The organism is Acinetobacter johnsonii (assembly GCF_048551975.1).
GTDB lineage: Bacteria > Pseudomonadota > Gammaproteobacteria > Pseudomonadales > Moraxellaceae > Acinetobacter > Acinetobacter johnsonii_A.
The window spans coordinates 74,646-84,836 of the sequence record NZ_JBIMCF010000013.1 but is presented as its reverse complement, the minus strand read 5'-3'; the positions used below and the strand labels follow the sequence as shown (position 1 = coordinate 84,836).

The following is a 10,191-nucleotide window of genomic DNA, read 5'->3' as shown; positions in this document are numbered from 1 at the left end:
AATTGCAGCTGTTAAAGTTGTTTTACCATGGTCAACGTGACCGATTGTGCCCACGTTAACGTGTGGCTTATTACGTTCAAACTTAGCCTTAGCCATGTTCATCTTCCTCGTTTACGTCGAACACAGGTATAAACAACTCAGTATCGACACATCGCCTAAAAAATCAAACACCAAATACTTGAAAAGCAGACTAATAAGCCTGCTTCTTTAAAAATTTGTAGAAATTCTACTAAACTGTAATCTGGAGCTCTTATCGAGATTTGAACTCGAGACCTCTCCCTTACCAAGGGAGTGCTCTACCACTGAGCTATAAGAGCAAATATAAAACTTCAAATGGAGCGGGAGACGAGGGTCGAACTCGCGACATGTAGCTTGGAAGGCTACCGCTCTACCAACTGAGCTACTCCCGCACGATGTTGGCACAAAGACCACTTTTTGAAGTCTTAAAATTGGTGGTGAGGGAAGGATTCGAACCTTCGAAACTTTCGTAGCGGAGTTACAGTCCGCCCCCTTTGACCGCTCGGGAACCTCACCATTTTACACTTACTTCAGTGCCGTTCTTTACTTAACCTACTCAACTCTCTAAGATGGTGCCGGCACACGGATTCGAACTGTGGACCTACTGATTACAAGTCAGTTGCTCTACCAACTGAGCTATGCCGGCGCTTCTTAGTGTTTCGTACGTTTCGTATCGGAACGGTGTGCAGTTTAGCAAAACTCAAAATCCTTGCAAGTGTTTTTTTCAAAAAAAACGTCAAAAACTCACAAAATCAATCCATTTGACGATAATTCAACCGCTTTGATCACTGCGCGAGCTTTTATTTGGGTTTCATTCCACTCAGATTCAGGATTTGAGTCATAAACAAGCCCCGCTCCTGCCTGAACATAGACCTTATTTTCACGAATCACACAGGTACGAATTGCAATCGACATGTCCATTTCGCCATGCCAGCCTAAATAACCAACAGCACCACCAAAAATTCCACGTTTTAGTGGCTCAACTTCGTCAATAATTTCCATGGCACGGATTTTTGGCGCACCTGAAAGTGTACCTGCAGGGAAAGTTGCTTTAAAAACATCCAAGGCATCTACATCATCACGAACTTCGCCTTGCACATTGGAAACAATATGCATGACATGCGAATAACGTTCGATCACCATTTGATCAGTCACTTGCACTTTGCCAATTTTCGAGACACGACCGACATCATTTCGCCCCAAGTCAATCAGCATTAAATGTTCAGCAATCTCTTTTTCATCCGACAGCAAGTCTTGTTCAAGCGCTAAATCTTCTTCTTTGGTTTTACCACGTGGACGCGTTCCTGCCAGCGGACGTACGGTTGCAATCCCATTTTCAAGGCGAGATAAAATTTCAGGGGAAGAACCGACAATATGAAAAGGCTGATTATTTTCCAAAGTTTGCCCTTGTACCAAGAACAAATAAGGCGATGGGTTCAAATGACGTAGCGCGCGATAGACTTGTAAAGGTTCACCATCGAAGTCAGAGACCATACGATGCCCTGGCACCACCTGCATCACATCGCCTGCACGGATGTACTCTTTCACCGTTTCAATCGATTCTAAGAATTTTGCTTTGCCCGTGAGTGACTCAAAATGCGGTGCAGTATGCGGCGTGGCTTTTAGACTAATGGGCGTTGCGAGTAAATCTTCCACTGCATCCAGTTGCTGCTGGGCTTGGCTATACGCATCCGCGTCAACCACATCGGCATGCACGATCAGGAATAGCGTATCTTTTAAGTTATCAAACACAATCACTGTTTTAGACAACATCATCCAAATATCAGGCAAACCCACTGGATCTGCTTCTGGCGCATTATTTAAACGCGGTTCAATATAACGTACCGCATCATAACCAAAGTAGCCCACCAAGCCTCCTGTAAAGCTTGGCAGAGCAGGTAAATCAGCTTGAGTAGGTACTTTATACTGCGACTGAAAATCCCGGATGAATTGAAACGGATCTGTACAAGGTTGCTTTTCTATAGTGCCGTCGGCTTGTTGAATGGTCAGCTCACCTGCGTTGCATGAGAACACAGTAGATTCACCTAAACCAATAATAGAATAGCGTGCCCAGTTCTCCCCACCTTCCACAGATTCAAACAAATAGGCTTGCTTATGCTCTTTTAGGCGCGCAAAGACGGACAATGGTGTCTCAGTATCGGCTAAGCGCTGACGATAGACTGGAATCAGGTTATAACCCGCTGTTTTGAGTTGATCGAATTGAGTTTGCGTTGTCATGAGTGTGTCTCTATTTTTTCAATATGGCGTGATCAGTTTTTAAAATTAGTGCTTTGAGTTTCGCCATCGAAAAGTCATATGTTTACTCATGTTCATTCCTTCGTTTACAAAGTTACCCGATCAGTTCACACAGATTATCCACCACTTGCTGTGGCTGACAGTCTAAAATATTTTCACCATGATTATAGCCATAGCTGACCACAACACAATCAATACCCGCACGGCGTGCAGCCTCAACATCATTGGATGAGTCCCCAATCATTAAGACCTGATCTTTGCTTTGTGCATAATGCTCAACACAATGTAACAATTGGCGGGGATGAGGTTTGCGCTCTTCGAAACGATCTCCGCCGATGACATCAGCAAAATAATGATTAATGCCTAAATGATCAACAATCGTACGTGCAGGTGCTTCAGGTTTATTGGTCACGCAAATCATGGTTTTCTTTTGCGCCAAGCCCCATTCTAAAAACTCAAGAATGCCATCGAAAGGCTGAGTTTCTACACATGGGTCGGCATTATAAATTTTTAAAAAAGTATCCAATAATTGTTGTTGCTGGGCAGGATCAACTTTACCCGTTAAATGCTGCAAGGCACTTTGACAAAACAGCGCAGTTCCCTTACCCACCCAGACCCGCACCTGTGCTTCAGTAACGGTAGGCAGTTGCAATGCATTCAGGCTCATATTCATGGCACGATGTAAATCTGTTGCTGAATCCACCAAGGTTCCATCTAGATCGAAAAGTAAAACCTCTCGCTGTGCCACATTTGCAATATTCATTCACCCTCACCCTTTTTTATCATCTACTGCCCAAAAACAATCAAGGCATGCTTGAGCATGCCTTGATTGTAGTGTGCTCTGCGTTTTATTTGAACATCAGCCAAGCAATAATCGCTAAAATAATCAAAACAATAATCGAGATTAGCCCTAGCGAGGCATTTTTCTGAGTTTCAGACTCTTGCGCAACCTGTGCTTTTGTAGCCTCATTATTCTCAACCTGAGGTGCGCTGCTTGGCGCATTCAAATCCACCCCTGCAGGAATAGGAGCGGGTTTCGGAATACCAACATTTTGCGGCATACCATCACGCGTTAAACTCACATTACCATCGCGCTCTTTTAGCTCAGGCATGCCCTGATCGTTCATATGCTGTGCTGCCGTTTTCGGCTGTCCTGGCTCAACAACAGGCGTATCAGCACTCACTTCCGCTTGAGCCGTTTCTGATGCAGCTACTGCTTCAGATGGCTGGCTAATCGGTGTTTCAACCACAGTTGCGCCCAAAGTTGCTGCGTCTACCGATTCCACCACATCTTCTAACGCTTTCGCAGGCTCAAAGACCGAAAACTTTAAGCTTGCAAACTGGACGATATCACCCTGTTTCAACAAGGTTTCTGCCGCAATTTGCACATCATTCACATATGTGCCATTTGAAGAGCCCAAGTCTTGTAAAAACAAAGACTGGTCTTTCAATAAAAAGGCCGCATGTTTACGCGAAATTTCAGATTGTTGTAATAAAATATCCGCTGTTTGATGACGACCGACCAACATATCACGGTCAATGCTAATTTCCTGACCCGTTAATTCGCCAGTAATTGCTTGTATTTTCCAAGTCATGACTTATCTCTCTATGTGCTGATTTATGATAACACAGAGAATATTCTTTACCATTTCACCTCCATAGATGAATGGCAGGTCAGCTAGGCTGAACCTATCGAGACATTCTCAGTATATCGCTCAGGGATGGAATAGCTTGTCGATACCACCTGTACCATGTGTGCCACACGAGCACCTTGAACATTTTGTATCATTAAGTTCAAGCCAATCTGGGGCTGAACCATTGGGTATAGCTGACGCGAGGTGGTATTTTTAGGAACATTAGCAACCGGCTGTTTACGAATCGCAGGTTCAATGGCGACAGGCGTTGTTTCAACCATCGGCTGCGTTGAGGTTGGACTGCTTGGCACCTGTTGATACGATTGTGGCAAGGTCGGTTTGGTTGGTGTCACAGGTAAACGCTGTTGGAAGACATCATCGACATTTTCAGGCAACTTGGCAAAGCTACCATCTTTATCCATCGCCAACTGCAAGCTATAAAGCTGACTGTAGCGCTGCTGAGAAAGACGACGTGCAGACTCCCCATCTCCCACAATCGTCGGATGAATGAAAACCAGCAAATTGCGTTTCTGATCTGACTTACCATCTGAGCGGAACAAACGTCCCAATCCCGGTATTGCACCAAGACCTGGAATCGATTGGCGTGAATAAGACGTATTATCCGAAATCAAGCCGCCTAAAACGATGGTATTGCCATGTTCCGCCAAGACTGAAGTTTTAATCGCACGCTTACTGGTGACCAAATCCTGTGCTTCACCTTTATTGGTTTTGACATCCGATACTTCTTGTTCAATCTCTAAGCGAATGGTTCCACCTTCACCAATATGCGGCACCACCTTAAGAGTTACACCCACATCTTTACGCTCGATGGTGGTGTAGGGGTTAGCTGTACCTGAAGAAGTGGTAGAAACTGAGCCTGTTACAAACGGCACATTTTCACCCACGACAATATAGGCCTCTTCATTGTCCATGGTGACAATCGATGGTGTAGACAGCAAATTCGACTTGGTATTACTTTTTAATGCTTGGATCATCGCGCCATATAACTGACGTGAGCCATCACTGCCTTCTTTATAATCCCCAAGAATTAACGAACCACCCGCGCCAATTGCACTTGCAGCCCCCGCACCGCCACCCGTTAAATAGTTTGCAGCAATACTTTTGAGACTCGAACCAATATTGTCAAAATTAATAATCCCAACACCACTACTTAAATCACCCATCGCCCATTGCACGCCCAGTTGGTCGGCATCGTTACCTTCCACCTCGAGAATAGTCGCTTCGATCAGGACTTGCTGACGGCGGGTATCCAACTGCTGAATAGCGGACTCAATTTCACGCATTAACTGAGGGTCTGCTTTGACCACCAGTGCATTTTGCGAACTATCGGCAATAATACTGACCCCATTACTGTTAAAGCTGGTGATGTTATTCTGATTGCGATTGGACTGGCTGTTTAAGTTAATACTTGGCGTGGAAATCTGTGAAGATGAACCTTCACTCGAACTATTATTTTGGTTATAGCTGGAATTGCTATTGTTATTGCTGTCGTTAGACTGGCTAGAATTAACAGCCTGCCCTGAAACCAAACCTTGTAAAATTTCAGATAAGCTTTTAGCACTGGCATATTTTAAGCGGAACACCTTCAAGCCGCCTAGACGCTCCGCAGCAGGCACATCCAGCATCTCAATCATTTGGCGAATACGTTTACGCGTCGCGGTATCTCCTTTTAGAATAATCCGATTGGTTCGACTATCTGCAAGGATCCGTATTCTGGAACCCTTTAAATCTTTGATTGAGCCCGTTCCACTCATACTTTCCAACAACCCAATCATTTCCTCAGCCTGACTCGACTGCAACGAAACCGCTTCGATGTCATTTTGTCCCGTTCCATCCAAGTTACGGATGATGGTCTCAAGCTGATAAATATTGCTGGCGCGATCAGACACAATCAGTGCATTGGTGCCATTCACCGCAGATAAATGCGCAAACTGCGGCATCAATGGACGCAGTGCAGGAATCAAGTCATTGGCATTGGTGTTTTCCAACCAAATCACCCGCGTCACAACCTGATCGCCTGTGGCGCGGTGACGAACATCATAGGGAATGCCTGAACTTTTAACATTACTGTCAGGCACAATTTTAACGGTCCGACCAGAAGGAATCGCGACCACACCGTTGACATTCAAAACTCCTAAGAACAAGTCGTAGACTTCTTGCTTATTCAACGCTTTGTTTGAAATCACCGTGACATTGCCGCGTACCCGTGGATCAACTGCAAAGTTTTTCCCAGTAATATCGGCAACTTCATTAATAAATGCAGTTAAGTCTGCATCGCGCAGATTAATTTTCCATGTTTGTGCATAGCTGGCTGTACTCACAATGGCAAGCAAAGGCGCTGCGATTGTCAGTGCCCAAACAGGGCGGTGATTCAATAAAGCCATAAATCCAAGTCATTCCTAACTAATATTGGTGATGTTCGATCACTGAAAATTCTGTTGTACCGTAATGATACGATCACCACGTTTCACTTCTATTTTTACTTGTCCTTCACGGCGCGCACGCTCTAACAACTGCGCGTCATTTTGCCCCTGTCCGATCGTTTGACCATTTAAAGACATAATCTGATCCCCTGCCTGCAAGCCTAAACGGCTTCGCAGTGCAGCTGGTGTTTGCTCAGTGACTTGATAACCTTGCCCTGTGTTATTGGTATTTACACCCAAATCTTTTAAATATTGCTCACGATCTTGTTGTAAGTTCTGTACTGCTTGACCTAATGCTTGCTGCTCTTGACTCACAGCAGGCGCTGCAACGGGTGCTGTTGCTGGGGGCACAATTTGCTGATCTAAATTATCAATCCCTTGGAAGAACAACTCTCGGGTTTGCCCACTGTTATTTTTGAGAATCGCGCGATCCCAATACACCTCTGCCAAATAATAAGCGCTGCCTTCGATGTTTTCCCCCACTCGATAGCGCTCTGCTACATTATTTACCTTAATCACAGCAGATGAGAACTGACTGGGTTGTCCAACCACCACCCCTTGTAGCTGTAAATTGAGCTGATCATCTGCGGGATTCTTACTTTGCTCTGCAAATAACGCAAAATTGGTAATATTCGGAACTTGAGGTTGCTGCGAACCCAATTCAACACGTGGCATTTGCATGACTTGTGGTGGCGCCACCCAAAGCCAAAATAAGCCAGCCAACTTCCAGCATAGTGCCAAGATCAAAAGCATTAAGCACAGTGGTGCTATACGTTCAAACTGTTTGAGATTTAGCTCTGGTAATTTTTGCAGATCAAAACCCATTAAAAGCCCCCACTAAGCAAAGGCTGACGTGAACTCACCACATAACTATCTAGGCCTGCTTTGCCTTGATATGACGGGACATTCAACATGAGACGCTGGGTTAATTGCACATCTAACATCAGACTTGGGTCGATGGTCAGGTTCATCAGTTTTTGTTGTCGTTGATCGCGTAAATCGACTATCAGCTTATTTTGCTCCTGCGACAAACGACCCGCCAACGATGGAATCTGCATTTGTTGTGGGCGCTGCGCAAAGATATACATGAGTTCGCCGCCTGCCCATTGTACCGCCCCATCCACTTGGTCAAATCCCTGCTCTTTTTTATAATTAAAATCAATTTCTTGTAACTGAACCGCATTACTCGGCCATTGCCAATTGGCCAACGACTTTAACGTTTCTGGTGCAATTTGTCCGTTTAAATCACGCACCATTATTTTTTTTCCAAACCCATAGGCCAAAACGCCTTCAAGCTTGGTATTGGCACTATAAATTTCCAGATTGGCACCTGCACGAAGGAGCAGTAAATCTAAAGGTCGGGTGGTCCAAAGCACCGTCCCGCGCAATTTTCCAGTTTGCCAATCAGCCTGTCCATGCCAAATATTACCGCTGACGTTATGTAAAACTTGGTTGTTTTTATAAAATTTTGCAATGAGCCATGCCGCAGGAATTTGCAGCAAAACAAAAATTAAAAACGCAACGACTGCAAACATCCACCACGTGATGTATTTAGGTTTTGTGATTCTCCCACCACGAACTTTCAATTATTCTTCCTTGCTTCATTTCTTGTCTTTCTTTGATAGACATTATGCATAATTTTACAACAACACCAAACTTTAACTATAAAAAAAACCAAGCAGATAATGCTTGGTTTTTGAGCTTATGTCACATCTGTGACAAGGTGATGACTTAGATTAGAAAATCTTCAAGCTTCGCACCTTTTTCTAACTGAGCCACTAACCAACGTGGTTGCTTACCACGGCCAGTCCATGTCTCAACAGCATTGCCTTTGTTACGGTAACGCGGTTCAACCGACTTACGTGTGCCTTTTTTACGCTTGGTCGCGCCAAACTCTAAAATTTGTTCAATGCTTAAGCCTACATTTTCCGCAATCGCGTTAATTTGAGTATAAGCATCTTCAATTGCTTGATCTTTTTTAGATGCAATTAAAGCTTCCGCTTCGATTTGTAGACGCTTTAACTCTTCTACGGATAAATTACTAATATCTGGCATTACATTAACTCCATTAACCAACATTTTATTTACTGAGTCTATTTAATAATATTTTGATTAGACCAAAGACTCAACTCATCCATGACTTAAACAACAATACTTAGACAATATTTATATAGTCTAGCGACTTTTAAAATAAATAAAAAGAGATTTATATTTGGTGACCGACTGTTAACTCAAATTCTTTGAGTTTTTGACGCACCAGTTCAGGAATTAATGTTTTCTGCATATTGGTTTTATTAACACAAACAATGACCGCTTCTGCTTCCGCAACTAACGCTTGTTGCTGTTCACTCCATAATAAATAATGCATACGAAATGCACTATTTCTGAGCTCTTCAATACGCGCACTAATTTTTAATTGGTCTGGATAAAATACTGGTTTTAAATATTTGCACTGATTTGATGCAACAACAGTTAGTACATCCGCAGATAAAATACCCGTATGTTCAATATAAGCCAAACGCGCACTTTCAACATAACGATAATACATGACATTATTAACATGACCAAAGGCATCCATATCTCCCCAAGCCACGTGTTGAGTATAAACCAATGGGTAATCTAAGACGCTCTGCATTATGCACCTATATTTTCATTTCTACAAAATTTGCATTATTTTCAAAAATTAAATTTAACTGTTTAATTAAATCTTCATCACCATTTAAAGTCGATTTGATTCTTAAATAGTTCATTAATACATTATCTGGATATAAACTTAATAACGTATCTGCCTGCTCTTGCATGCCTAAAGCAGTATAAATATGCCACTTGGCAAAACTCAAAACTGGCACACTCGTATACTTCGCTTCCCATGCTTCAATGTGTTGCTGCAAGTCCACATAATCGGGTTGCTGTTTCAAAAGTTGCTGCTGGAACCACAAATAAAATACTTCCGAATTAAACTGCTGATTGAGTAAATAAATCGACAAGTGTTCGTGCTGTTCACTCATGTCTGGCATACGTGCTAATAACTTAAGCCACAGCAGTTGAACATCATAACTGTGGCTGTAAATCTGATCAGACAAGTCCAAATAACGTTGTCTTAAATCCTCTAAATTTTCATAGTTAGCTTGATCAAATTTTATCAACAAACGCTTCAGCCATGCTTTTTTCACATCTTGATCTAAATGACCATATTGAGTTGAGCGTAAATAAAGCCATGGAAACTGGATCGCAAAACGTCCCCATAGCTCTTTTAAACACGCTTCATAAGCGCTTTGCACGTCTTTAAGCCAAGGTGACAGTTCATGTTGATTGAGAAACTCTAGATGAGTTAAGGCTTGTTCTGCTTCTTCTTGTGCTAAAAACAGTTCAATGCGTTGCAGTTCAGCCAACTCAAAGGCCATGGCATTGCTTTGGCTCAAGGCGCTTAAAGCTTCAGGGAACTGCTCCTGCATCAAACATAAACGCGCATCAATAATACTTTTGAGCAAGCCTGACTGCGCGAAAGCATTTTGAATAAAAGCTTGTTGATCTCGACCTGCATCCAATAACCAAATCACAGCCAGTTGTTCATAAGGATGCAAACTTTTAAAATCAAAAACAGTTTCCGCTTTGCGTTTTTCTCGACTGAGATACCGTTTTACCCCCCACCAACACAAATGCAAGCTAAAACTGAGCAGCGCTAGCGCAATAAATACGATCCAGAGATTGGTTTGTAACTGCCAGTCATGCCAAAAAACATAGACATAACCCGCACCATGTCCATAACTCAAGACACTCAACGCAGCAATTGCAATTAAACTCACCAAACCATAAGCAATCAGTATTTGTTTCATTCC

The 10,191-nt window shown here is 43.0% G+C and carries 10 protein-coding genes and 4 tRNA genes; all 14 read right to left on the bottom strand.

What is annotated here, in order from left to right:
* Positions 1–96 (bottom strand): GTP-binding protein (locus ACG9ZB_RS11205; protein ID WP_079393000.1); only part of this gene is annotated, 96 nt, incomplete at its 3' end.
* Positions 97–242: 146 nt separating this feature from the next.
* Positions 243–317: transfer RNA gene (locus ACG9ZB_RS11200), tRNA-Thr, on the bottom strand.
* Positions 318–334: 17 nt separating this feature from the next.
* A tRNA-Gly gene (locus ACG9ZB_RS11195) sits at positions 335–410 on the bottom strand.
* A gap of 40 nt (positions 411–450) precedes the next feature.
* Positions 451–534 (bottom strand) — tRNA-Tyr (locus tag ACG9ZB_RS11190).
* 54 nt (positions 535–588) lie between these two features.
* A tRNA-Thr gene (locus ACG9ZB_RS11185) sits at positions 589–664 on the bottom strand.
* A gap of 98 nt (positions 665–762) precedes the next feature.
* On the bottom strand, positions 763–2,256 hold the full coding sequence (trpE, locus tag ACG9ZB_RS11180) for an anthranilate synthase component I (protein ID WP_419325834.1): 1,494 nt from the start codon (positions 2,254–2,256) through the stop codon (positions 763–765).
* Between the two features lie 112 nt (positions 2,257–2,368).
* Positions 2,369–3,037: a phosphoglycolate phosphatase gene (gene gph, locus ACG9ZB_RS11175; RefSeq protein WP_419325832.1), complete on the bottom strand. Its 669-nt coding sequence runs from the start codon at positions 3,035–3,037 to the stop codon at positions 2,369–2,371.
* Positions 3,038–3,122: 85 nt separating this feature from the next.
* Positions 3,123–3,869 carry an FHA domain-containing protein gene (locus ACG9ZB_RS11170; protein WP_058868753.1) on the bottom strand — a complete coding sequence of 249 codons (747 nt, stop codon included), beginning with the start codon at positions 3,867–3,869 and terminating at the stop codon, positions 3,123–3,125.
* Between the two features lie 83 nt (positions 3,870–3,952).
* Entirely contained in the window at positions 3,953–6,313 is a 2,361-nt protein-coding gene (gspD, locus tag ACG9ZB_RS11165) for a type II secretion system secretin GspD (protein WP_419325831.1), read from the bottom strand.
* A gap of 39 nt (positions 6,314–6,352) precedes the next feature.
* On the bottom strand, positions 6,353–7,177 hold the full coding sequence (locus tag ACG9ZB_RS11160; RefSeq protein ID WP_419325830.1) for a type II secretion system protein N: 825 nt from the start codon (positions 7,175–7,177) through the stop codon (positions 6,353–6,355).
* Positions 7,177–7,887 carry a type II secretion system protein N gene (gene gspN / locus ACG9ZB_RS11155; RefSeq protein ID WP_419325840.1) on the bottom strand — a complete coding sequence of 237 codons (711 nt, stop codon included), beginning with the start codon at positions 7,885–7,887 and terminating at the stop codon, positions 7,177–7,179. Before gspN ends, ACG9ZB_RS11160 begins: the two co-directional genes overlap by 1 nt.
* Before the next feature lie 196 nt (positions 7,888–8,083).
* Complete coding sequence (locus ACG9ZB_RS11150) at positions 8,084–8,407, bottom strand: H-NS family nucleoid-associated regulatory protein (protein ID WP_419325828.1); 324 nt, start codon at positions 8,405–8,407, stop codon at positions 8,084–8,086.
* 151 nt (positions 8,408–8,558) lie between these two features.
* Entirely contained in the window at positions 8,559–8,987 is a 429-nt protein-coding gene (locus ACG9ZB_RS11145; protein ID WP_419325826.1) for an acyl-CoA thioesterase, read from the bottom strand.
* 7 nt (positions 8,988–8,994) lie between these two features.
* A complete protein-coding gene (locus tag ACG9ZB_RS11140; protein ID WP_419325824.1) occupies positions 8,995–10,188 on the bottom strand; it encodes a heme biosynthesis protein HemY in 1,194 nt (397 codons plus the stop codon).
* Positions 10,189–10,191 lie beyond the last annotated feature (3 nt).